27 protein-coding genes are annotated in these 21,766 nt (G+C 69.3%); 24 read left to right on the top strand and 3 right to left on the bottom strand.

What is annotated here, in order from left to right:
- Positions 1-116: 116 nt before the first annotated feature.
- Genes rpsP through trmD form a run of 4 tightly spaced genes read left to right on the top strand, consistent with a single transcriptional unit; the run spans position 117 to position 2,163 of the window.
- On the top strand, positions 117-539 hold the full coding sequence (gene rpsP, locus ACWIBS_RS07155) for a 30S ribosomal protein S16 (protein ID WP_376127622.1): 423 nt from the start codon (positions 117-119) through the stop codon (positions 537-539).
- Positions 540-543: 4 nt separating this feature from the next.
- Entirely contained in the window at positions 544-774 is a 231-nt protein-coding gene (locus ACWIBS_RS07150; RefSeq protein WP_376127620.1) for an RNA-binding protein, read from the top strand.
- The gene (gene rimM / locus ACWIBS_RS07145; protein WP_376127618.1) at positions 774-1,424 is read left to right on the top strand and encodes a ribosome maturation factor RimM; all 651 of its coding nucleotides are present in this window, start codon (positions 774-776) and stop codon (positions 1,422-1,424) included. Before ACWIBS_RS07150 ends, rimM begins: the two co-directional genes overlap by 1 nt.
- Before the next feature lies 1 nt (position 1,425).
- Entirely contained in the window at positions 1,426-2,163 is a 738-nt protein-coding gene (gene trmD, locus ACWIBS_RS07140; protein WP_376127617.1) for a tRNA (guanosine(37)-N1)-methyltransferase TrmD, read from the top strand.
- Here the strand turns inward: trmD and map are convergent.
- Positions 2,160-2,942, bottom strand: coding sequence for a type I methionyl aminopeptidase (gene map, locus ACWIBS_RS07135; protein WP_376127615.1), 783 nt, complete (start codon positions 2,940-2,942; stop codon positions 2,160-2,162). The two genes, trmD and map, sit on opposite strands and share 4 nt — an antisense overlap.
- A 112-nt stretch (positions 2,943-3,054) precedes the next feature.
- Between map and ACWIBS_RS07130 the strand changes: the two genes are divergently transcribed.
- The 9 genes from ACWIBS_RS07130 (at position 3,055) to ACWIBS_RS07090 (ending at position 10,154) form a co-directional block, all read left to right on the top strand.
- Entirely contained in the window at positions 3,055-3,549 is a 495-nt protein-coding gene (locus ACWIBS_RS07130) for an MFS transporter permease (protein ID WP_376127613.1), read from the top strand.
- 181 nt (positions 3,550-3,730) lie between these two features.
- Positions 3,731-4,078, top strand: a complete 348-nt coding sequence (rplS, locus tag ACWIBS_RS07125) for a 50S ribosomal protein L19 (RefSeq protein WP_376127612.1) — start codon at positions 3,731-3,733, stop codon at positions 4,076-4,078.
- Between the two features lie 162 nt (positions 4,079-4,240).
- The gene (gene lepB / locus ACWIBS_RS07120) at positions 4,241-5,011 is read left to right on the top strand and encodes a signal peptidase I (RefSeq protein WP_376127611.1); all 771 of its coding nucleotides are present in this window, start codon (positions 4,241-4,243) and stop codon (positions 5,009-5,011) included.
- Positions 5,008-5,667, top strand: coding sequence for a ribonuclease HII (locus tag ACWIBS_RS07115; RefSeq protein ID WP_376127609.1), 660 nt, complete (start codon positions 5,008-5,010; stop codon positions 5,665-5,667). Before lepB ends, ACWIBS_RS07115 begins: the two co-directional genes overlap by 4 nt.
- 48 nt (positions 5,668-5,715) lie before the next feature.
- On the top strand, positions 5,716-6,039 hold the full coding sequence (locus ACWIBS_RS07110) for a DUF2469 domain-containing protein (RefSeq protein WP_376127607.1): 324 nt from the start codon (positions 5,716-5,718) through the stop codon (positions 6,037-6,039).
- A 96-nt stretch (positions 6,040-6,135) separates the two neighbouring features.
- Entirely contained in the window at positions 6,136-6,504 is a 369-nt protein-coding gene (locus ACWIBS_RS07105) for a YraN family protein (RefSeq protein WP_376127606.1), read from the top strand.
- The gene (locus ACWIBS_RS07100) at positions 6,501-8,027 is read left to right on the top strand and encodes a YifB family Mg chelatase-like AAA ATPase (protein WP_376127604.1); all 1,527 of its coding nucleotides are present in this window, start codon (positions 6,501-6,503) and stop codon (positions 8,025-8,027) included. Before ACWIBS_RS07105 ends, ACWIBS_RS07100 begins: the two co-directional genes overlap by 4 nt.
- Positions 8,024-9,202: a DNA-processing protein DprA gene (gene dprA / locus ACWIBS_RS07095; protein WP_376127602.1), complete on the top strand. Its 1,179-nt coding sequence runs from the start codon at positions 8,024-8,026 to the stop codon at positions 9,200-9,202. Before ACWIBS_RS07100 ends, dprA begins: the two co-directional genes overlap by 4 nt.
- 49 nt (positions 9,203-9,251) lie before the next feature.
- The gene (locus tag ACWIBS_RS07090; protein ID WP_376127601.1) at positions 9,252-10,154 is read left to right on the top strand and encodes a tyrosine recombinase XerC; all 903 of its coding nucleotides are present in this window, start codon (positions 9,252-9,254) and stop codon (positions 10,152-10,154) included.
- Positions 10,155-10,159: 5 nt separating this feature from the next.
- Here ACWIBS_RS07090 and ACWIBS_RS07085 read toward each other — a convergent pair whose 3' ends face one another.
- Positions 10,160-10,684 (bottom strand): peptidoglycan DD-metalloendopeptidase family protein, encoded by a 525-nt coding sequence (locus ACWIBS_RS07085; protein WP_376127599.1) that lies wholly within the window; start codon positions 10,682-10,684, stop codon positions 10,160-10,162.
- A 300-nt stretch (positions 10,685-10,984) separates the two neighbouring features.
- Here ACWIBS_RS07085 and rpsB point away from each other — a divergent pair, with 300 nt between their 5' ends.
- The 9 genes from rpsB to ACWIBS_RS07040 all read left to right on the top strand — a co-directional run bounded on the left by rpsB (position 10,985) and on the right by ACWIBS_RS07040 (position 17,757).
- On the top strand, positions 10,985-11,983 hold the full coding sequence (gene rpsB / locus ACWIBS_RS07080) for a 30S ribosomal protein S2 (RefSeq protein WP_376127597.1): 999 nt from the start codon (positions 10,985-10,987) through the stop codon (positions 11,981-11,983).
- A 96-nt stretch (positions 11,984-12,079) separates the two neighbouring features.
- A complete protein-coding gene (gene tsf, locus ACWIBS_RS07075; RefSeq protein ID WP_376127595.1) occupies positions 12,080-12,907 on the top strand; it encodes a translation elongation factor Ts in 828 nt (275 codons plus the stop codon).
- Positions 12,908-12,998: 91 nt separating this feature from the next.
- On the top strand, positions 12,999-13,718 hold the full coding sequence (gene pyrH, locus ACWIBS_RS07070) for a UMP kinase (protein ID WP_376127594.1): 720 nt from the start codon (positions 12,999-13,001) through the stop codon (positions 13,716-13,718).
- 51 nt (positions 13,719-13,769) lie between these two features.
- A complete protein-coding gene (gene frr, locus ACWIBS_RS07065; RefSeq protein WP_376127592.1) occupies positions 13,770-14,324 on the top strand; it encodes a ribosome recycling factor in 555 nt (184 codons plus the stop codon).
- 7 nt (positions 14,325-14,331) lie between these two features.
- Positions 14,332-15,384, top strand: coding sequence for a phosphatidate cytidylyltransferase (locus tag ACWIBS_RS07060; RefSeq protein WP_376127590.1), 1,053 nt, complete (start codon positions 14,332-14,334; stop codon positions 15,382-15,384).
- The gene (locus ACWIBS_RS07055; RefSeq protein WP_376127588.1) at positions 15,381-15,944 is read left to right on the top strand and encodes a DivIVA domain-containing protein; all 564 of its coding nucleotides are present in this window, start codon (positions 15,381-15,383) and stop codon (positions 15,942-15,944) included. Before ACWIBS_RS07060 ends, ACWIBS_RS07055 begins: the two co-directional genes overlap by 4 nt.
- A gap of 197 nt (positions 15,945-16,141) precedes the next feature.
- Positions 16,142-16,738 carry an aggregation-promoting factor C-terminal-like domain-containing protein gene (locus tag ACWIBS_RS07050; RefSeq protein WP_376127586.1) on the top strand — a complete coding sequence of 199 codons (597 nt, stop codon included), beginning with the start codon at positions 16,142-16,144 and terminating at the stop codon, positions 16,736-16,738.
- 10 nt (positions 16,739-16,748) lie between these two features.
- Positions 16,749-17,033: a hypothetical protein gene (locus ACWIBS_RS07045; RefSeq protein ID WP_376127584.1), complete on the top strand. Its 285-nt coding sequence runs from the start codon at positions 16,749-16,751 to the stop codon at positions 17,031-17,033.
- 1 nt (position 17,034) lies between these two features.
- Positions 17,035-17,757: an alpha/beta hydrolase gene (locus ACWIBS_RS07040; protein WP_376127582.1), complete on the top strand. Its 723-nt coding sequence runs from the start codon at positions 17,035-17,037 to the stop codon at positions 17,755-17,757.
- A 5-nt stretch (positions 17,758-17,762) separates the two neighbouring features.
- Here the strand turns inward: ACWIBS_RS07040 and ACWIBS_RS07035 are convergent, their stop codons facing one another.
- Positions 17,763-18,830, bottom strand: coding sequence for an AI-2E family transporter (locus ACWIBS_RS07035; protein WP_376127580.1), 1,068 nt, complete (start codon positions 18,828-18,830; stop codon positions 17,763-17,765).
- Positions 18,831-18,997: 167 nt separating this feature from the next.
- On the opposite strand from ACWIBS_RS07035, the gene ACWIBS_RS07030 reads away from it, so the two are divergent.
- Both ACWIBS_RS07030 and ACWIBS_RS07025 read left to right on the top strand, forming a co-directional pair.
- Positions 18,998-20,830, top strand: a complete 1,833-nt coding sequence (locus ACWIBS_RS07030) for a glycosyl transferase (RefSeq protein WP_376127579.1) — start codon at positions 18,998-19,000, stop codon at positions 20,828-20,830.
- Positions 20,827-21,765, top strand: a complete 939-nt coding sequence (locus ACWIBS_RS07025; protein WP_376127577.1) for a tetratricopeptide repeat protein — start codon at positions 20,827-20,829, stop codon at positions 21,763-21,765. Before ACWIBS_RS07030 ends, ACWIBS_RS07025 begins: the two co-directional genes overlap by 4 nt.
- Position 21,766 lies beyond the last annotated feature (1 nt).

The following is a 21,766-nucleotide window of genomic DNA, read 5'->3' as shown; positions in this document are numbered from 1 at the left end:
GGCTGGACGCCTCATTCGACCCTCTATCCGATGCGGCGATCCACCTCCGAGCTCCCGCCGGGTGTGCACCCCACGCTCCAGGCGACGTTCATCCGCTTCCACACTTCAGGAGAATCGTGGCTGTCAAGATCCGTCTCAAGCGTTTCGGCAAGATCCGTGCGCCCTACTACCGCATCGTCGTCGCAGACTCGCGCACCAAGCGCGATGGCCGTGTCATCGAAGAGATCGGCAAGTACCACCCGACCGAGGAGCCCTCGATCATCGAGGTCGACTCCGACCGTGCCCAGCACTGGCTGAGCGTCGGCGCGCAGCCGACCGAGCAGGTCCTCGCGCTGCTCAAGCTGACGGGCGACTGGGGCAAGTTCAAGGGCGACGCGAACGCCGTGTCGACCGTGCGCACGGCTGCCGAGAAGGTGCCGTTCGAGATCGACGCCTCCAAGAAGTCCGTCGTCAAGCCCAAGGCCGAGAAGAAGGCCGAAGAGCCCGCGGCCGAGGCCGAGGCCGCAGCGCCCGCCGCCGACGCGACCGACGCAGAGTAAGACGTTGCTCGCCGCCGCGCTCGAACACGTCGTCAAGGGCATCGTCGATCATCCCGACGATGTCCGCATCCAGTCGTCCACGTCGCCCCGAGGCGACGTCCTGGAGGTGCGCGTGCACCCGGACGACCGGGGGCGTGTGATCGGGCGCGGCGGCCGAACGGCCAAGGCGCTGCGCACGCTCATCTCGTCGCTCGCGGACGGACGCCGCGTGCGCGTCGACGTCGCGGACGACTGATGACCGAGGAACCCACGGCGACCCCGGCGCACGACGACCGCTCGCCCAAGCCCGCGGCACCCGCTGGCCGCACCCAGCTCCGTGTGGGCCGCCTCGTCAAGGCGCACGGCCTCAAGGGTGCTCTCAAGCTGGAGCTCTACACCGACGACCCCGACGGGCGGTTCGTTCCAGGAGCGGCCTTCACGCTGCAGGTGCCCGATTCCTCCCCGTGGCACGGCAAGCAGCTCACCGTCCGCGAGTTCCGGTGGATGAACTCGCACCCCGTCGCCTTCTTCGAGGGCGTCGATGACCGTTCCGCCGCCGAAGAGCTCATCCGCGCGATCCTCTGGGTGGATCAGGATGCCGCGGCGGTCTCGGCCGAAGACGATGCCTGGTACGACCACCAGCTGGTCGGCCTCGACGTCGTGCGCGATGCGACCGTCGTCGGTCGCGTGGTGCGCGTCGATCATCTGCCGGGGCAGGATCTGCTGGTCGTCGGCCTCGTCGACGGCCGCGAGGTGCTCGTGCCCTTCGTGTCGGCGATCGTGCCGGATGTGGACATCGCCGCCGGGCGGGTCGTCGTGACACCGCCCGCCGGGCTCTTCGAAGACCTCACGGTCGACGACGCGGCCGCTCAGCCCGCCGCCGAGGACGAGTCCGCGGAGGACTGACGTGAGCACTTCGGCGAGCTCAGCACATCGCACTTCGGCGAGCTCAGCACATCGCATCGACGTCGTCTCGATCTTCCCGTCGTTCTTCGACGTGCTCGAGGTCTCGCTGCTGGGCAAGGCCCGAGGCGCGGGCCTGCTCGATATCCGCGTGCACGACCTGCGCGAGCACACGCACGATCGTCATCGCACGGTCGACGACACACCGTACGGCGGTGGTGCGGGCATGGTGATGAAGCCCGAGCCGTGGGGCGACGCCCTCGATGCGATCGTCGCGGATGCCGCATCCGCACCCCTGTTCGTGTTCCCGTCGCCCGCCGGCGAGCGATTCAGTCAGGCGACCGCACGGGAGTTCGCCGCCGCGCCGCACCTGGTCTTCGGCTGCGGTCGCTACGAGGGCATCGACGAGCGTGTCTTCGCGTATGCCGCGACCCTCGGCGAGGTGCGGCTGGTGAGCCTCGGCGACTATGTCCTGAACGGGGGAGAGGTCGCCGCGATGGCGATGATCGAGGCCGCCGGCCGGCTCATCCCCGGCGTCGTCGGGAACCCCGAGAGTCTCGTCGAGGAGTCGCACGAAGACGGGCTGCTCGAGTACCCGTCCTACACCAAGCCGGCATCGTGGCGGGGGCACGACGTCCCGGACGTCCTGCTGAGCGGCCACCACGGCAAAGTGGCGCAGTGGCGCCGCGATCAGCAGCTCGAACGCACCCGCGAACGTCGGCCCGACCTGCTGGCCGACTAGGAGACGCCGAGGAACGAGCGGTCGGTGAGCACGACCGGTCCGTCCTCCGTGACGGCGATCGTGTGTTCGCAGTGCGCACCGCGCGATCCGTCGATCGAGCGCAGGGTCCATCCGTCCGGATCGGTCACGAGCTTGTCGGTCGTCTGCAGGAACCACGGCTCGAGCGCGACCACGAGGCCCGCGCGCAGCGGGTATCCACGACCGGGCTTGCCGTCGTTGGGGATGTGCGGGTCGCCGTGCATGATGCGGCCGACTCCGTGGCCGCCGAAATCCGTGTTGATCGAATAGCCGTCCGCGCGAGCGACCTCGGCGATCGCGTGGGAGATGTCCCCGACACGGTGCCCGACGCCCGCCGCGGCGATCGCTGCGCTCAGGGCGCGTTCGGTCGTGTCGATGAGGGCGAGGTCTTCGTCGCGGGGCGTGCCGACGACGAACGAGATGGCGCTGTCGGCGACCCAGCCGTCGACCGAGACCGCGAAGTCGAGCGACACGAGGTCACCGTCGCGCAGCGCGTAGTCGTGGGGGAGACCGTGCAGCACGGCATCGTTGATCGACGTGCAGATCACTTTGCCGAACGGGCTGGCGCCGAACGAGGGGTGGTAGTCGATGTAGCACGAGGTGGCTCCGGCGCGGCGGATGAGCTCATGCGCGCGGCGATCGATCGCGAGGAGGTTCGTGCCCACCCTGGTCTCGTCACGCAACGTCGCCAGGGTCTCGGCGACGAATCGTCCTGCCGGTCGCATCGCTTCGATCTCGGCGGGAGTGCGCAGTTCGATCATGGGTGTCCTCTCATCGACTTCGTCCATTCTGTCGGACGCATCGCGGGGAATCTGCTGTGTCCTTGCCGGCGCACCGCGCCGCACGCCTCGAGCGCGGCGTAGCATCGAGGACATGTGGTTGCGACGCGCGTTCTTCGGCTGGCTCATCCCGGCCGCATTCGTGCTGCCCCTGTGGCTGCTCATCGGGTGGGGCGTCTTCAATGCCGGCGCGTGGGCTTTCCTCTGGGTGCTCTTCCTCGCGATCCCCGGCGTGTTCGTCTGGCAGCTCGTGCTGACCCTGCTCATCCGTGCGCGCGGAACCGTCCGCGCGCATCGCGCCGTGACCTGGCCCGACGTCGCCGGTCTGACGGTGTGGCACCTGCTCGTCATCGCCCTGGGCTTTTTCGATCCGAACTGGTGGGCGCTCACCCTCGTCGCCGCGATCGTCGTGGGCCTTGGTCTGTTCTGGTTCGAGCTGTCCCAGTTGTGGAGTCAGGCCAAGCCCTCGGGCTTCCTGCTGCGCACCACGAGCGGGGTGGGCTACATCCCGCCCACGACGACCAGGTCCGACCCCGAGCCGGAGGACGTCATCATCATCACCGAGAAGCCCGGCACGACACGCGGCTGACCTCGCGGCCGCCTCATTTTGGCGGCATCCGTCATTCGTGGCAGAATAGCTGTTTGTGTCCTGATCCGGCTCTGCCTCAGGGGAGCCCGCCATTCGGATCCATGCCGATGGCTTCGGACACACGACATCCTTTCCATTCCTTCCCGCGGTCGACCTGTGGCGGCCGCAGAGAGATACGATCATGCAGATCCTCGATTCCGTCGACGCAGCATCGCTGCGCTCCGACATTCCCGCCTTCGCCCCCGGCGACACCGTCAAGGTGCACGTCAACATCACGGAAGGCAGCCGCTCGCGCATCCAGGTGTTCCAGGGCATCGTGATCGGCCGTCAGGGCGACGGCGTGCGCGAGACCTTCACGGTCCGCAAGATCAGCTTCCAGGTGGGCGTCGAGCGCACCTTCCCGGTGCACAGCCCCGTGATCGACCACATCGAGATCGTGAGCCGCGGTGACGTGCGTCGCGCCAAGCTCTACTACCTGCGCAACCTCCGTGGCAAGAAGGCCAAGATCAAGGAGAAGCGCGAGAACTGACGTTCCCGTCACGATGCCCCGGACCGCGTGTCCGGGGCATCGTCGTCTCTGCGACCGGAACGGGCCGAATCCATCGCGCCTGGCCGTCACCCGGCCTCCGAGTATGCGAACCTTGGAGGACGGTTCCGCCGCCGCCCGGCGTTCTCCCCGCGAAGGATCTCCATGACGACCGAGCAGACGGCGCCGGCTGAACCGCTTCGGTCATCGGCGGACGCGGCGAGTGAGAGCGGCGGTCGCCGCGGATGGCTCATCTTCCTGCGCGACGTGATCGTGATCGTGCTCGTGGCGGTGCTCGTGTCCTTCCTCGTGAAGACGTTCGTCGTACGGTCCTTCTACATTCCGTCCGGCTCGATGGAAGACACGCTCGTCGTCAACGATCGGATCTTCGTCGACGAGCTCACGCCGCGCTTCACCGGCTACGAGCGCGGCGACATCGTCGTCTTCCGCGATCCGGGGGGCTGGCTGCCCCTGACGACGCAGCCGGCACGGTCGCCGTTCATCGAGGCGATCGACGGGATCCTCGGCTTCGTGGGACTGACCGCGCCCGACAGCGACGACCACCTCGTCAAGCGCATCATCGGGCTGCCGGGGGACCACGTCGTCTGCTGCAATGCCCTCGGCCAGCTCACCGTCAACGGCGTTCCGATCGACGAGACGTCGTACACGAAGCTGCCCGGCGGGAGCCCCGCTTCGGCCGACACGTTCGATGTCGTCGTTCCCGAAGACAGCCTGTGGGTGCTCGGCGACAACCGGAACCGGTCGAAGGACTCGCGGTACAACACGAACCAGCCGGGCAAGGGATTCGTTCCGCTGGACAACGTCGTGGGCCGCGCGTTCGTCATCACGTGGCCCTTCGATCGCTTCTCGCTGCTGGATTTCCACCACGATGTCTTCTCCGGTGTGCCCGACGACGAAGAGGTCGACGCGCCGTGACGGTGATCGCACCGCGTCTCACGCTGGAACGGCGGCTGCTCAAAGAGCACGCGCTCGTGATCGCCTGCGACGAGGTCGGCCGGGGGGCACTCGCCGGTCCCGTCGCCGTCGGCGCCGCCGTCATCGACGCCCGGCGCTCGCGTCAGCGGGTGCCCGAGGGGCTGCGCGACTCGAAGCTCGTCTCCGAGCCTCGCCGCCCAGCCGTCGCCGCGCGTGCCGCGCAGTGGGTCTCCGCCAGCGCGGTCGGATGGGCGAGCTCCGCCGAGATCGACGAGATCGGGATCATGCGCGCACTCGGCCTCGCGACGATCCGCGCCCTCGCCGACCTGCGTGCGCACGGGGTCGTCCCCGAAGAGGCGATCGTGCTGCTCGACGGCAACCACGACTACATCACGCCGGCGGGTGCCGTCGGACTGCAGGTTCGACCCGTCGTGAAGGCCGACCGGGACTGCGCCAGCGCCGCCGCGGCATCCGTCATCGCGAAGGTCGCCCGCGACACCCTCATGACACGGCTGCACGATGAGCTGCCCCAGTACGACTGGGCCCGCAACAAGGGATACGCGAGCCCGAGCCATCGTGAGGCCATCCGCTCGCACGGGATCAGCCCGCACCATCGCGCATCCTGGTCGATCGCCGACGCGCCTGCGCTGTTCTGAGCCACGGATGCCGCCCCCTCGGCGCGGCGCGTCTAAGCTGGAGCCACCATGGATGACGACGTTTTCGAGGACTACGATCGCGAGCTCGAGCTTGCGCTCTACAAGGAGTACCGCGACGTCGTTTCGCAGTTCCAGTACGTCATCGAGACCGAGCGTCGGTTCTACCTCGCCAACGACGTCGACGTCGTTCGCCGCGATACCGAGCACGACTTCTATTTCGAGATCTCGATGAGCGATGTGTGGGTGTGGGACATCTATCGCGCCGACAGGTTCGTCAAGAGCGTGCGGGTGCTGACGTTCAAGGACGTCAACGTCGAAGAGCTCACGCGCCGCGACTTCCAGCTCCCCGACGAGCTCTCGCTCGACAGCTGACCACAACGGTTCCTCCCGAGGCGGCCGGTTCGCGAATCGGTCCACCGATCTCGCCGACGACGTTCGCGGTGATGGCGCACGGCCGATGCTGGGTCGATGGCTGCCAAAGACGACCTCGGGCGCGCGGGAGAGGCACGCGCGGCCCAGCACCTCGAACACCTCGGGTACACGATCGTCGACCGGAACTGGCGGTGCCGCGGGGGTGAGCTCGATCTCGTCGCGCTGACGGCCCGTGACATCGTCATCGTCGAGGTGAAGACGCGACGCGGCGAGGGATTCGGGCATCCTTTCGAAGCGATCGACGCGCGCAAGCGCGCCCGCCTCTGGCGGCTCGCGATGGCGTGGATCGCCGGGCATCGCGAGCTCGTCCAAGGGCGTCGATTGCGTTTCGCCGCGGTCGGCATCGTGGGGGACGACCCCGCGCGCGGTCGGCTCGAGCTCATCGACGATCTGGACCTGACGTGACCGTCGCGCGCACGTGGGCGGTCGCGCTGACGGGACTCGACGGTCATCTCGTCGAGGTCGAGGCCGATCTGACCAATCAGACTCCCGACTTCCGGATCATCGGCCTGGGCGACAAGGCGCTCGGCGAAGCCGTGCTGCGCGTGCGCAACGCGACGGCGAACAGCGGGCTCGATCTTCCCCGCCGCCGTCTCACGGTGAATCTCTCGCCCGCGGCACTGCCCAAGCAGGGCTCGGGCTTCGATGTCGCGATCGCGGTCGCCGCCCTCGCGACCGAGGGCGGTCTCGACGCGGCATCGGTGGCGTCCACCGTGCACGTGGGCGAGCTCGGCCTCGACGGGCGTCTTCGCCCCGTCCCGGGTGTGCTGCCGGCCGTCGTGGCCGCAGCACGCGCGGGGATGCAGCGCGTCGTCGTGCCCCACGCGAACCTCGCCGAGGCGCGGCTCGTCAACGGCATCGACGTGCACGGCGCGGTAAACCTCGCCGCGGTCGCCGCGCGACACGGCGCCGACGTCGAAGCGCATGACGAGACGCCCGTCGCGTTGGATGCGCGCGTGACGCCCCCGTCAGCGCCCCTCGATCTCGTCGATGTCGTGGGGCAGGCCGACGCGGTCGAGACGATCGTGGTGGCGGCGGCCGGCGGGCACCACGTGCTCATGTCCGGACCGCCCGGTGCCGGCAAGACGATGCTCGCGCGTCGGATGCCCGGCATCCTGCCCGACCTCGACGATCGTGCGGCGCTGGCATGCGCGTCGATCCTCTCGCTCTCGGGGCGGCCCGTCGCCGAGCTGTCCCGCACGCCGCCCTTCGAGGCACCGCATCACAGCGCCAGCATGGCCGCGCTCGTCGGCGGTGGGTCGCGCGTCGTGCGGCCCGGCGCGATCGCTCGTGCGAGCGGCGGAATCCTGTTCCTCGACGAAGCAGGCGAATTCGCCGGCTCCGCACTCGATGCGCTGCGCCAACCGATCGAACAGGGAGCGATCGAGATCCATCGGGCCGGCGTGACGGCGGCGTTCCCGGCGCGATTCCAGCTCGTGCTCGCCACCAATCCGTGCCCGTGCGGACAGTACGGCGTGCGCGGCGGATCGTGCGTCTGCACGCCGATGGCGATCAGGCGGTATCTCGGGCGCCTGTCGGGGCCGTTGCTCGATCGCATCGACATCGAGCTGCACCTCGAACGCGTCTCGGTCGCGACGCGGGACTCGCGGCATCCTCGGCTGACGACGGTGCAAGCGCGCGAGCGCGTGATCGCCGCGAGGGCGCGGGCCGCGCACCGTCTGCGCGACACGCCCTGGACCGTGAACGTCGCCGTCTCGGGCGCGTGGCTGCGCGATGGCCCGCACGCTCCGTCGCCGACGGTGCGCCGACCGCTCGATACGGCGCTGCACCGCGGCGGGATCACTCTGCGCGGCTATGACCGCGTGCTGCGCGTCGCCTGGAGTCTCGCCGACCTCGCCGGGCGCGCTCAGCTCGGGCTGGACGACGTCGGACGCGCCCTCTATCTGAAGAAAGGTCTCATGCTGTGAGCCGGATCGATCTCTCGCCCGATGCCGCCCGCGCCGCCCTCACCTCGCTCGCTCGCGACGGCGACGATGACGCGGTCGTCATGGAACGCCACGCCCGCGCCGTGTGGTCCTGCCTGGTCGAACCCGGCGACGGTGCGGCCGGACGCATCGTCGCCGCCGAGGGTGCCGTGGGCGCTCTGCGTCACGTGTGCGCACGGGCCGACGCGGCGCGCAGCGATGCCGACATCGGCCGCTGGGTGCCGCGCCTGGTTCAGCGGCCGATCACCGACGCGCTGCGCAACGCCGCGGCCGCCGGCGTACGCCTGATCGTGCCCTCCGACGCGGAGTGGCCGGCAGCGCTGGCTGACCTCGGCGAGCACGCGCCGCTCGCGCTGTGGGTGCGCGGCGATCCGCGCCTGCTCGCGAGCGGGGCGCCGTCGGTCGCCATCGTGGGAGCACGCGCGGCGAGTTCGTACGGAGATCATGTGGCGACCGAGCTCGCGGCGGAGCTCGCCGGTCAGGGCGTCACGATCGTCTCGGGCGCCGCCTACGGGATCGACGGCAGCGCGCACCGTGCCGCCCTGCGCGCGGGCGGCACGACGATCGCCTCACTCGCCGGCGGTGTCGATCAGGCCTATCCTCGCGGGCACAGCGGTCTCATCGACGCGATCGCCGGATCCGGCGCGCTCCTGAGCGAAGTGCCGTGCGGCGCCGCACCCACCAAGTGGCGCTTCCTGCAGCGCAACAGGATCATCGCCGCGTTGGCCGACGCGACGGTCGTCGTCGAAGCGGGGGCGCGGAGCGGATCGCTCAACACGGCAGGGCACGCCGCAGCGATGGGCCGGCCGCTCGGTGCCGTCCCGGGCGCGGTCACGAGCGCGTCGTCGGTGGGCTGCCATCGACTGCTGCGCGAATTCGATGCCGAGTGCATCACGAGCAGCGCCGACGTGCTCGAGATGCTCGGCTACCGCGCGATGCTGCCGGACGTGCCGCCGGACGACCGCCCGCCGACCGACGACACGAGCCGCGTCCGCGACGCGCTGAGCACGCGCTCGTGGCGCGACGCCGCCGACGTCGCCCGGCGCACCGGCATGAGCGGTGGCGAGGTGGAGTCCGTCCTCGGCCTGCTTCAGCTGACGGGAGAGGTCGAGCGCGACGCACGCGGCTGGCGCATGGTGTCGGGCTGCCGGCGGTGAGACGGCGAGCCGCCGCGATCGCGCCGTCCGTGCCCCGCATGCTGGGGACATGCACGTGCACGAGGCGATCGACCGGTGGGCGCGGCATCTCGCCGACGTCCGCCGACTGTCTCCCGCGACGGTGCGCGGGTACCGCGCGGATCTCGCGGACCTCGCGCGCGTCGTCGGCGAGGTCGATGTCGCCGGGATCGACCTCGAGCAGCTGCGGGAATGGCTCTGGCACGCGACCAAGCGCGGTGACGCGCGGTCGACGATCGCACGGCGCACGGCGTCCGTCCGCGGGTTCTTCGCGTGGGCGCTCGAGAACGGCCTGTGCACCGCCGACCCGACGGTGCGACTCGTCGCACCAAAGCGCGGCCGCACGCTTCCCCGGGTGGCCGCCGCGGACGCCCTCGCGTCGATGCTGGATGCCGCGCGCGCGGCCGCCGCCGACGGCGACCCGCTCGCCCTGCGCGACCACGCCGTGCTCGAGCTGCTCTACGGCTCGGGCATGCGCGTCGCCGAGCTGTGCGGGCTCGACATCGACGACGTCGACCGCGAGCGACGCACGGCGCGCGTCGTGGGCAAGGGCGACCGGGAACGCGTCGTGCCGTACGGCGTTCCCGCCGCGAACGCCCTCGACGCCTACCTCGTCCGCTCGCGCCCCGTGCTGGCGGCGCGGGCCGAGACCGGCCCCGCACGCGCCGTGTTCCTCGGTGCCCGCGGAGGACGGGTCGGACCCCGCGCCGTCTACGATGTCGTCGCCCGAGCAGTGTCGCCGATCGCCGGCGGAACGGTCGGGCCTCACGCGCTGCGGCACTCGGCGGCCACGCACCTGCTCGATGGCGGGGCTGATCTGCGCGCCGTGCAGGAGCTGCTCGGTCACGCGAGCCTCGGTACGACCCAGATCTACACGCACGTGTCGAGCGAGCGGCTCACGGCGAGCTACCGTCAGGCCCACCCCCGCGCCTGACACCCTCAGCAGCAGGGGAGGAGCACGGCGCGACGCACGCCGCCGAGGAACAGCAGAGGATTGACGTACTCGCCGTCCACCCGGACCCCGAGGTGGAGCGTTCCCGTCGCCGCGTGTCCGCCCGCCGACACCGCACCGATGATCGCGCCGCGCTCGACGACGGCGCCGACCGCGACCACGGGCTCCACCGGCTCGAGGGTCGACACGACCCCGCCACCGTGATCGATCGTGATGAGGCTGCGGTCGACCACGACGCCCGCGAACGCGACGACGCCCGCCTCGGGAGCGACGACGGTCGCGTCGCCGACGGGCCGCACGTCGATGCCGCGATGACCGGGGGCGTAGCGGTGCTCGGGAGCCGCGTACGGCGCCACGATGCGCGAGGCGGCCAGCGGCCAGTCCCACCCATCGAACGGGTCCGCGGCAGGGCCGGATGCGCCGACGGGTTGCGCACCGCCGAGACAGCACGCGAGGACGAACACGAACGCGACGACGCGCCTCGCGCGCGCGGCATCCGCCTTCGTCTCCACCCGGATGATTCTCGCGGCGTCGCGAACGGCAGATGCGAGCACTCCGGAACCCGTGCGAAACGGCGTCCGACGGCCCGTTGGGGAGGAGCGCCGGCTGTTACACTGGAGGCGCATCTCGTCTATCGAGATGACTACGCGTGCCCAGAGCGCCGACGATTCCCCGGAACCGGACGGCGCGGCATCCACTCCCACCGGTCTCTTCGATGAAGAGCGGGCGTGCGCCGGGCACCAGGCTCGCCGACCTATGTCGGCGGAAAACAACCGCAAGAGGCGCGCGAGCGCCAGAACAGGAGAACGGCCATGGCCGTCGTCACGATCCGCCAGCTGCTCGACAGCGGCGTCCACTTCGGACACCAGACCCGCCGCTGGAACCCGAAAGTCAAGCGCTTCATCCTCACCGAGCGCTCGGGCATCCACATCATCGACCTGCAGCAGTCGCTGTCGTACATCGACAAGGCGTACGAGTTCGTCAAGGAGACGGTCGCCCGCGGTGGCACGGTCCTCTTCGTCGGCACGAAGAAGCAGGCGCAGGAGATCATCGCCGAGCAGGCGACCCGCGTCGGCCAGCCCTACGTCAACCAGCGCTGGCTCGGTGGCCTGCTCACCAACTTCCAGACGGTGTCCAAGCGCCTCGCCCGCATGAAGGAGCTCGAAGAGCTCGACTTCGACGACCCGGCCTCGAGCCCCTTCACCAAGAAGGAGCTGCTGCTCAAGAAGCGCGAGCTCGACAAGCTGCACAAGTCGCTCGGCGGCATCCGCAACCTGCAGAAGACGCCGTCGGCCATCTGGGTCATCGACGCGAAGCGCGAGCACCTCGCGGTCAACGAGGCCACGAAGCTCGGCATCCCCGTCATCGGCATCCTCGACACCAACGCCGACCCCGACGAGTTCCAGTACCCGATCCCCGGCAACGACGACGCGATCCGCTCGGTGAGCCTGCTCACGCGTGTCATCGCGGATGCCGCAGCCGAGGGCCTCATCCAGCGTCACCAGCCGCAGGGCGAGACCGCAGAGGCCGCTGAGCCGCTGGCCGAGTGGGAGCGCGAGCTGCTCGAGCAGGGTGCGCCGGTCGAGACCGACGTCGCCGCCGTCGAGATCGCCGCGACCGAGTCGGCCGCCGACGCTGCCGGTGCTGCCGCGCACGACGCCGCTGCCGGAGCCGCGCCGGCCGAGGCTGCCGTGGAGGCTGCCGAAGCCGCCGACGAGGCGAGCCAGGACGCCGCGGCGCCCGTCAAGGACGAGGCCGCAGCGAAGGTCGCCGCCGACGAGGCAGAGGCCGTCAAGGAAGCAGCGGAGTAAGACTCCCCACACGACGAGGTCCCGGCCGGGTGCGGTGCACCGCCCCCACCCGGCCCGGGACATCCCCGAGAACTCACACAACCAAGGAGCCGCCACATGGCAAACTTCACGATCGCCGACATCAAGACGCTGCGTGAGCAGCTCGGCACCGGCATGGTCGACACCAAGAAGGCGCTCGAGGAGGCCGACGGCGACCTCGAGAAGGCCGTCGAGATCCTGCGCCTCAAGGGGGCGAAGGGCAACGCCAAGCGTGCCGATCGTTCCACGAGCGAAGGCCTCGTCGCCGCGAAGCAGTCCGGTGACACCGTCACGATCATCGAGCTGAACACCGAGACCGACTTCGTCGCGAAGAACGAGCGCTTCATCGCCCTCGCCGACAAGGTTCTCGACGCCGCGATCGCCGCCGGCGCCGACTCGGCCGAGGCCGCTCTCGCCGCGCCCGCCGGCGACAGCACGATCGCCGAGCTCATCTCGGACGAGGCCGCCATCATCGGCGAGAAGGTCGAGCTGCGTCGCGTTCGCACGCTGACCGGTGACGCCTTCGAGATCTACCTGCACAAGACGAGCAAGGACCTGCCCCCGCAGGTCGGCGTCGTCCTCGCGTACACGGGATCGGACACCGAGACGGCGCGCAGCATCGCGCAGCACATCTCGTTCGCCAACCCCTCGTACCTGTCGCGTGATGAGGTGCCCGCCGCCGACATCGAGCGCGAGCGTGAGATCGTCACGGAGATCTCGCGCAACGAGGGCAAGCCCGAGGCTGCGCTCCCGAAGATCGTCGACGGTCGCGTGAACGCCTTCGTCAAGCAGGTGTCGCTGCTCGACCAGGACTACGCGAAGGACAACAAGCTCTCGGTGGCGAAGGTCGCCGAAGAGGCCGGTCTCACCCTGACCGGCTTCGCCCGCTTCAAGGTCGGCGCGTAAGACATCGCAAGGGCCCGCATCCTCGGCGATGCGGGCCCTTCGCATGCACGGAGTTCGCGGAGGGTAGTTTGTACACGGCGAGAGGAAAACAGTGATCGATGAAGCCACGGGACGCCGCCGCGTCCTCTTGAAGCTGTCGGGCGAAGCATTCGGAGCGGGGCAGCTGGGGGTCAACCCCGACGTCGTGAGCCAGATCGCACGCGAGATCGCCGCGGCGGTCGACCGTGTCGAGATCGCCATCGTCGTCGGCGGGGGCAACTTCTTCCGCGGCGCTGAGCTCAGCCAGCGCGGCATGGAACGCGGCCGGGCCGACTACATGGGCATGCTCGGAACCGTCATGAACGCGCTCGCGCTCCAGGACTTCCTCGAGCAGGCCGGCGCCGCCACGCGCGTGCAGTCCGCCATCTCGATGACACAGGTCGCCGAGTCCTACATCCCGCTGCGCGCCGAGCGCCACATGGAGAAGGGACGCGTCGTGATCTTCGGTGCCGGCGCCGGCCTGCCGTACTTCTCGACCGACACCGTCGCGGCGCAGCGCGCGCTCGAGATCGGCGCTCGTGAGGTGCTCGTCGCCAAGAACGGCGTCGACGGCGTCTACACGGCGGATCCCAAGACCGACGCGACGGCGACCAAGATCGACCGGATCACCTACCTCGACGCGCTTCAGCGCGGCCTCAAGGTCGTCGATTCGACGGCGTTCAGCCTGTGCATGGACAACAGCATGGACATGCGCGTGTTCGGCATGGAGCCGGCAGGCAACGTCACGCGCGCTCTGCTCGGAGAACCGATCGGCACACTCGTCACGGCGTGACGGGACCACGCCGATAGACTTGCCCCCGCACCACTACGCGAAGGAGACACTGTGATCGCGGACGTCTTGACCGATGCCGGAGCGCGCATGGACCGCGCCGTCGAGGCAGCGAAGGAGGACTTCGCGACGGTTCGCACCGGTCGCGCGAATCCTCAGCTGTTCCAGAAGATCCCGGTGGACTACTACGGCACTCCGACTCCGCTGGATCAGCTCGCGTCGCTGAACAACCTCGAGGCGCGCACGATCATCGTGACGCCCTACGACAAGTCGGCCCTCAAGGCCATCGAGCAGGCGATCCGCGACCAGCCGAACATCGGGGCGAACCCGACCAACGACGGCAACATCGTCCGCGTCACGCTGCCCGAGCTCACCGAGGAGCGTCGCAAGGAGTACGTCAAGCTCGTGCGGAGCAAGGGCGAGGACGCGAAGGTGCACGTGCGCGGACTGCGTCGCAAGGCGAAGGACGAGCTCGACGCGCTCAAGGGAGACGTCGGCGAGGACGAACTCGTGCGGGCCGAGAAGGACCTCGACGCGCTCACACGCACCCACGTCGACGCGATCGACGATGCGCTCAAGCGCAAAGAGACAGAGCTGCTCGAGGTCTGACGAACCCATGACCGAGGCATCCGGATCAGACCCGGGAGACACCCCGGCTCCGGTTCCGCCGCAGACGCGGAAGGATGCCGCGGAGTCTCGCCGACACCTTGACGACGGGGCGGATCCCACCGCTGTCTTCCAATCGCACGTGCGAGCCGCGCGCAGCGAGTTCGAGCATCAGATCGCGCAGGCGCGCACCGACTTCGAAGAGGTCAACGAGCGTATCAAGCAGCGCACGGGGCGTGACCTGCTCGTCGCCATCGTCATCGCGGTCGCGATCGGCGGCGTTCTGCTGGCGTCGCTGCTGCTGTTCTCGTGGGGCTTCGCCGTCTTCGCGCTCGCGGCCGCTCTCTTGGCGGTCTTCGAATTCTCACGCGCTCTCATCGCCGCCGGCTGGCGGATCGATGTCATCCCGCAGCTGATCTCCGCGACCGCCGTCATCGCGGCGGGCTTCTTCCTCGACGCGTGGCTGCTGTGGGTCGTCGTCTTCGTCGCCATCGCCGTCATCGTGATTTGGCGCCTCCTGGCGCAGATGACCGCGCACGACGGCCGCACGTACGGTGACGTCCTCACCGACGTGCTCGTCGGTGCGTTCGTCCAGCTCTACGTGCCCTTCTTCGCAAGCCTCGCGCTCGTTCTGCTTCGCCAGGACGGCGGGGAATGGTGGGTGCTCGGCTTCATCATCGTCGCCGTCGCCTCGGACACCGGTGCGTACGTCGCCGGCATCAGCTTCGGGCGCCACCCGATGGCACCGCGCATCAGCCCCAAGAAGACGTGGGAGGGCTTCGGCGGAGCCGTGGTCGCCGCCGTCGTCGCCGGCGTGCTCATCGCGATGTTCATGATCGGCATCGAATGGTGGATGGGCGTGGTCTTCGGCCTCGTCATCCTCGCCACCGCGACGATCGGCGACCTGGGTGAATCGATGATCAAGCGCGATCTCGGCATCAAGGACATGAGTTCGTGGCTTCCCGGACACGGGGGAGTCCTCGACCGGCTCGACTCGATCCTCCCGTCCGCGACGGCGGCGCTCGCGCTCTACTACCTCTTCACTCCGTTGGTGGCCTCATGACGACGACCGAGACGACACCGACCGCGTTCCCGCAGAGCCGCGGCCGGGCGAAAGGCTACGAGAAGCGCGCCGTCGACGCCTTCCTCGCGCGCGCCCGCCGCGCGTTCGAAGACGACGACCCGGGCCGGGTCACGGCAGCCGAGGTGCGCCAGGTCGCCTTCCCGCTGGTCCGCAAGGGCTATTCCATAGCGGCGGTCGATGCGGCGCTGAGCCGCATCGAAGACGCTTTCGCCGTCCGCGAGCGGGAGGCGGCTCTGGCCCGGCTCGGCGCGGAAGCCTGGGTCGACCACGCGCGCGAGACCGCTCAGGTCGTGCTCGACCGGCTGTCCCGTCCGAACGGCAAGCGGTTCGCGACCGTCGGCGTCCTGCGGTACGGGTACCGCATCGACGAGGTCGACCTCGTCGCCGACAAGCTGGCGCGCTACCTCGAGAGAGGTGAGCCGCTGACGATCGAACAGGTGCGCTCGGTCGCGTTCCGCATGCAGCGCGGGGGATATCGCGAAGTGCAGGTCGACGCCGTGCTCGATGCGGTCGTCGAGGTCATGCTCGCCGTCACGTGAGAGGACGCTCATGCGCAGCATCCGCACGCGAATGGCACGGCGCCGGACCGGCCGGTAGACTCGGCGGCACTGTGACTACCGGCGATGAGATGTTCCGCGCGCGGCGTTCCGCCCGCCAGGACGTCGCGACCGCTTCTTCTGCGCCACCGTCGCGTCGCTCGTCAGCCATGACGCCGCGCTGGTCGCGAAGGCGGGGCGTGCTCGGAGTCTTCGCGGCGTTCGCCGCCGTGGGTTTCGTCGCCGCATACGCGGGCACGGCGGGCATGGCCGTCTCGCAGGCCAACGCCGAAGAGCCCGCGTCGTCGCTGTACGCCGCATCGCTCGAGCACGTGCAGACGTACGAGGGCGTCATGACGGCCAGCGCCGCCGAGGCGGAGGGGCTTCTCGATCTCGGCCGCGACGGCTACTCGGTGTATGTCACCCCCAAACCGACGCCGACGCCGACGCCGACACCGACGCCGACGGCACGCGAGGGCGTCGCTCCTGCCGCTCCGGCTCCTCCTCCCGTGTACAGCGGCGGCGGCTCACCCGCCGAATGGATGGCCGCTGCGGGCATCGCCGAAGCGGATTGGGGCTATGTCGACTTCATCGTCGGACGGGAGAGCGGCTGGAATCCCAACGCGACCAACCGTTCCTCCGGCGCATGCGGCCTCGTTCAGGTCTATCCCTGCGGCAAGCTCGCGAACGCCTACGACCCGGTGGTGAACCTCACGTGGGCCAACGGCTACGCGACGGGACGCTACGGCAGCTGGGCAGGCGCGCACGACTTCTGGATCCGCAATCACTGGTGGTAGGTGGCTGACGATGCCCAGGTCCAACCGCCGTCGGCGCGATGATGGTGGCGACGAGTCGTTCGAGCGCCTCCTCGCCGGGTGGAAGCGCACCGAGACGCGTCGCGGAGTCGAATGGAGCGTGCAGCCGGTCGCTGCAGCGAAGTCGCTCAAGGCCTACACGTGCCCCGGATGCCGCGGCTCGATCGAGTCCGGCACGGCGCATGTCGTGGCGTGGCGTAGCGGCGGGGTCATGGGCGATGCGGCCGATCTGGCGGCACGGCGACACTGGCACGAACACTGCTGGAGGATCAGCTGACATGGAGATCCGCGGACCGATCATGCTCCCCGCGCGGCGCGAGGACATCGAGCTGCAGACGCTCGACGGGTTGACGCTCGTCGGCGAACTGGCGCTGCCCCTCGAGCGCGAACCCGTCGCCACCCTCGTGACGCTGCACCCCCTGCCCACGGCGGGCGGCTTCATGGATTCGCACATCCTGCGCAAGGCCGCCGGCAGGCTTCCGGCACTCGCCGACCTCGCCGTGCTCCGCTTCAACACGCGAGGCACGACGTCGCCTCGCGGAACGAGCGAGGGCGAGTTCGACGGCGGGGCGGCCGAAGCGTTCGATGTGGCCGCAGCGATGGCGTTCGTCACCGAGCGCGGGCTTCCCCGGCCGTGGCTCGTCGGCTGGTCGTTCGGCACGGAACTGGCGCTGAAGTACGGGCGCGACCACGACGTCGAGGGCGCTGTGCTGCTCTCGCCCCCGCTGCACCGCGCGACGCCGGATGAGGTCGCGGCGTGGCACGCGGACCCGCGCAAGCTCGTCATCCTCGTGCCCGAGCTCGACGACTATCTGCGACCGGATGCTGCCGCCGAGAAGTTCGCGAGCGTTCCGGACGCCGAGCTCATCGCCGTCGAGGGCGGCAAGCACCTGTGGGTCGGCGAGAACCAGACCCGGCGGGTGCTCACCGAGATCGTCGCCGCCGTCAACCCCGACGCGCTGCCCCTGCCCACCACGTGGGAGCCGGCCGAAGGCGCGTAGGGCAGCTAGCGCTCGTTCATCCGGGGTATGACCACCTGCCGATAGATGATGAGCAGGCTCGCGGCGACGGGGATGGCGATGAGCGCCCCGAGCAGGCCCAGCAGCGAGCCGCCGGCGAGGGCCGCGATGACCACGACCGCACCGGGTACCGAGACGGCGCGGTTCATGATGCGCGGCGAGACGATGTAGGCCTCCACCTGCATGTAGATGAGGTACCAGACGGCCGCCGTGATGGCGGTGGCGGGCGAACCGAGGCCCGGGATGAGGCACGTCAGCACGATGATGGTCGATCCGGTGAGGGTTCCCACCAGCGGAATGAGCGAGAAGAAGAACGCGACGACCGCGAGCACGGCGGGGAACGGCGCCTGGATGATCGTGAGGAAGATCGCGCTCAGGATGCCGTTGATGACGCCGAGGCTCAGCTGCCCGATGACGTAGTAGCCGACCGAATCGGTGATCTGCTCACCGAGGTCGACGAACCGCTCACGCTTGGATGCCGGGACGAGCTGGTAGACCGAACGCTTCAGGCTCGGGGTCGACGCCGTCAGGTAGATCGTGAGGATGAGCACGATGAATGCACCCATGAGGCCGGCGACGATCGTCATCCCGGCACCGATGACACCGCCGGTGATCGAACCCCAGTTGTCCATGAGCCAGGATTCGATGTTGTCGAGCACATCGAGGATGAACGCCGGATCCAGCCCGGGGAAGATCGACTGCAGCCAGGCCGTGGTCTCTTCGAGGAACTGGGGAAAGTCGCGGCTGAACAGGTAGTCGGAGATGACCTCGATGAGCTGTGCGATCTGGGCCAGGATGATCGGCAGCACGAGCAGCACGATCCCCGCGAACAGCGCCAGGACGAGGAAGATCGTGATGAGAACAGCCGCCCAGCGCGGCATCTTGCGTCGTTCGAGCCAGCCGACGATGGGATCCAGACCCAGGGAGAGGAACAGGGCGGTTCCGACGTAGAGCAGGATCGTCGACAGGTTCTCGATGCTCCCGATGAGCACCAGTCCGAGACCGACCCCCAGGGTCGCCACGAACGCCGTCCGGAATGGGTTGTGCACCTTCATCGTCGGCGGCCCGCCTTTCCTGCGATTGCTTCCGTAAGGATACGCAGTGCAGACCCTCAGCCACGGGATTGCTCCCTCTCGGAGGATGTCCAGCCGTGTTTCGCTAGTCTGAAATGTCGGATCGTGGGTTCGCCAGGCCAGGTGCGGACCCGGAAGAGGTGTGTTTCGTGCGTTTCGTATGGGCTGTGGCGGCGTTCGTCCTTGCCGCCGTGCTGATCGGCGCGGGCATCGCCCAGCGCACGGTCTTCCAGGGCCCGAAGACGACGACGACCGAGATATCGGTGAGCGAAGACGCGCCGTATCTGCTCGTCGACGGCAGCGTGCTCGGCGCGATGCCGGGCACCCAGACGCTGCGAACGCAGGGCCCCGGCGAGATCTTCGCCGCCTACGGCCGGACCTCCGACATGGTCTCGTGGCTTGCCGAGACCCCGTACAACAGCGTCACGCTCGACAGCGAGGGCGCCCCCGTCGTCGACCTCGTCGAACCCGAACCGCCGGTGGTCGATGAATCCGACGAGGCCACGGCCGAAGACGACGCTGCAGCAGAAGAGAGCGAGGCGGCGCCGGCACGATCGCCGATCGGATCGGATCTGTGGCTCGACGAGTTCCTCGAGAGCGACGTGCTGATCGCGCCGCTGCAGCTGCCGGCCGAAATGAGCGTCCTGGTCGCGACCGACGGCACGCAGCCCGCGCCATCCGCGGTGTCGATCTCGTGGCCCATCGACAACAGCACACCGTGGGCCGGACCCCTCATCGCCGTGGGCGGCATCTTCATGGCCGCCGGCATCGTCTTGTACATCCTCGGCATCCGACACGTGCGGCGCGCCCGCGGACCGCGACGCAAGGGACTGCCCATGCCCGTGACCGAGCCGATCGATCTCGCGCTGGAGGACCCCGACAAGGGCGTCATCTCCGCCGGCGAGCCGAAGCCCCGTGCTGTGGAGCGCGGGCGGCGCGCCTTCGCGGCGATTCCCGTCGTCACGATCTCCGCCCTGCTCTTCTCGGGATGCACCGCGGATGCCTGGCCGCAGCTGGGCGAGACGCCCACGCCCACCCCGACCCCGACGGTCATCGTTCCGGAGGGGCAGCAGTCTCCCGCCGTGACGAAGGCGCAGGCTGAGCGCATCCTGGCCCGCATCGGCGAGACGGTCGCCGAAGCGGACCAGGCGATGGACGCGGAGCTCGCTGCCACGCGACTGGACGGCGCCGTGCTGGCCACACGCGAGACGAACTACACCCTCCGGGGGGCGATCGCCGACTACGCGGCACCGCAGCCGATCATCACGAAGCCCGTCGAGATCCTGCTGCCGCAGGCCTACGACGGCTGGCCGCGATCGATCATGGCGGTCGTCGACGACGAGGCGTCCAAGACCTCGAGCATCATGATCATGACGCAGGCCGACCCCTGGGCGTCGTACAAGCTCACCTACCAGGCGAGCCTGGAGGCGGCGACGCTCATGCCGGATCTGGCCGCATCGTACGTCGGAGCATCGCAGATCCCGCCGGACTCGTCGTTTCTCATCATGGCTCCCGAAAAGCTCGCGGCGGCCTACGCCGACATCGTCGACAACGGTGAGGACAGCGAGTTCGCCGGCTTGTTCGAGCCCGAGGGAGACCAGTTCCGAACGAGCATCGCCGCCGACAGGCAGGCTCGTCTCGACGCGTTCAACCAGACCGCGACGAACACGGGAAGCCTCACGTTCGAGGCGGTCGCCGGCGCGCAGCCGCCGTTCGCGATCGCTACGCTCGAGAGCGGAGCAATCGTCGCTGTGAACATCCACGAAGTCGACACGGTCAAGCCGACCAATACCGACGCCGTGATCAAACTCGAGACGAACCCGACCGTGCAGACGCTCGCGGGCGCCGACCAGTCGTCGACGGGATTCAGCACGACCTACAGCGACCAGCTGTTCTTCTACGTCCCCGGCCAAGGCTCATCCGAGAAGATCCGTCTCCTCGGCTACGGCTCCGCCATCCTCGATGCGAAGGTGATCAGTTGACCAATCCCACTCCCGCCGCGGCACTGCGCGGCGCCGTCGACCTGTCCGCGCTGCGCAACCGGCCCGCCGCCCCCACCGCCGAGTCCGGCGATGCGCCTGCGGCGCCGTCGCTCGTCTTCGACGTGACCGATGCCACCTTCCCGCAGGTTCTCGAGCTCTCGCGCACGGTGCCTGTCGTCATCGACCTCTGGGCGGAATGGTGCGGACCCTGCAAACAGCTCGGACCGATCCTCGAACAGGTCGTCACCGAACTCGCCGGCAAGCTCGTGCTGGGCAAGGTCGACGTCGACGCCAACCCGCAGCTGGCGCAGGCCTTCCGGGCGCAGTCGATCCCGATGGTGCTCGCTCTCGTGGGCGGTCAGCCGGTACCCCTGTTCACCGGCGCCGTGCCCGAGCAGCAGGTGCGCGACGTCTTCGCCCAGCTGCTGCAGCTGGCGGCGCAGAACGGAGTGACGGGCACGGTCCCCGTCGCCGGTGCGGACGCCGACGAGGTCGCCCCGGCAGAAGAGGTCGAACCGCCGCTGCCGCCGCTGCACGCCGAGGCTTTCGCCGCGATCGAAGAAGGCGACTACCCGCGCGCGATCGCCGCCTACGAGCAGGCGCTGAACGAGAACCCCCGCGATGCCGATGCCCGTGCGGGCCTCGGTCAGGTGCGCCTCCTCGACCGGGTCAAGGACCTCGATCTGCAACAGGCGCGCGCCGAGGCCGCGGCTGCGCCCACGGGTGTCGCCGCGCAGTTCGCCGTCGCCGATCTCGATGTCACGGGCGGGCACATCGACGACGCGTTCGAGCGCCTGCTCGAACTGTTCGCGGCGCTGCCGTCCGACGAGCGCGGACCGGTGCGCGAGCGGCTTCTCGAGCTCTTCGACCTGGTCGGCGATGCCGACTCTCGTGTTCTGCGCGCCCGGGGGCGTCTGGCCAACCTGATGTTCTGAC

The sequence above is a fragment of the Microbacterium sp. NPDC055442 genome (assembly GCF_053644215.1).
The sequence above is the reverse complement of the archived record's forward strand: the minus strand, read 5'-3'. Positions and strand labels throughout refer to the sequence as shown.

Excerpts from the sequence above, each read along its gene's own strand:
- ACWIBS_RS07055 (WP_376127588.1), top strand. The coding sequence starts at position 15,381 with ATGACGACGACCGAGACGACACCGACCGCGTTCCCGCAGAGCCGCGGC.
- ACWIBS_RS07045 (WP_376127584.1), top strand. The coding sequence starts at position 16,749 with ATGCCCAGGTCCAACCGCCGTCGGCGCGATGATGGTGGCGACGAGTCG.
- rimM (WP_376127618.1), top strand. The coding sequence starts at position 774 with ATGACCGAGGAACCCACGGCGACCCCGGCGCACGACGACCGCTCGCCC.
- rplS (WP_376127612.1), top strand. The coding sequence starts at position 3,731 with ATGCAGATCCTCGATTCCGTCGACGCAGCATCGCTGCGCTCCGACATT.
- lepB (WP_376127611.1), top strand. The coding sequence starts at position 4,241 with ATGACGACCGAGCAGACGGCGCCGGCTGAACCGCTTCGGTCATCGGCG.
- ACWIBS_RS07040 (WP_376127582.1), top strand. The coding sequence starts at position 17,035 with ATGGAGATCCGCGGACCGATCATGCTCCCCGCGCGGCGCGAGGACATC.
- ACWIBS_RS07035 (WP_376127580.1), bottom strand. The coding sequence starts at position 18,830 with ATGAAGGTGCACAACCCATTCCGGACGGCGTTCGTGGCGACCCTGGGG.
- map (WP_376127615.1), bottom strand. The coding sequence starts at position 2,942 with ATGATCGAACTGCGCACTCCCGCCGAGATCGAAGCGATGCGACCGGCA.
- ACWIBS_RS07110 (WP_376127607.1), top strand. The coding sequence starts at position 5,716 with ATGGATGACGACGTTTTCGAGGACTACGATCGCGAGCTCGAGCTTGCG.
- tsf (WP_376127595.1), top strand. The coding sequence starts at position 12,080 with ATGGCAAACTTCACGATCGCCGACATCAAGACGCTGCGTGAGCAGCTC.
- rpsB (WP_376127597.1), top strand. The coding sequence starts at position 10,985 with ATGGCCGTCGTCACGATCCGCCAGCTGCTCGACAGCGGCGTCCACTTC.
- ACWIBS_RS07090 (WP_376127601.1), top strand. The coding sequence starts at position 9,252 with ATGCACGTGCACGAGGCGATCGACCGGTGGGCGCGGCATCTCGCCGAC.
- ACWIBS_RS07130 (WP_376127613.1), top strand. The coding sequence starts at position 3,055 with ATGTGGTTGCGACGCGCGTTCTTCGGCTGGCTCATCCCGGCCGCATTC.
- ACWIBS_RS07105 (WP_376127606.1), top strand. The coding sequence starts at position 6,136 with ATGGCTGCCAAAGACGACCTCGGGCGCGCGGGAGAGGCACGCGCGGCC.
- ACWIBS_RS07060 (WP_376127590.1), top strand. The coding sequence starts at position 14,332 with ATGACCGAGGCATCCGGATCAGACCCGGGAGACACCCCGGCTCCGGTT.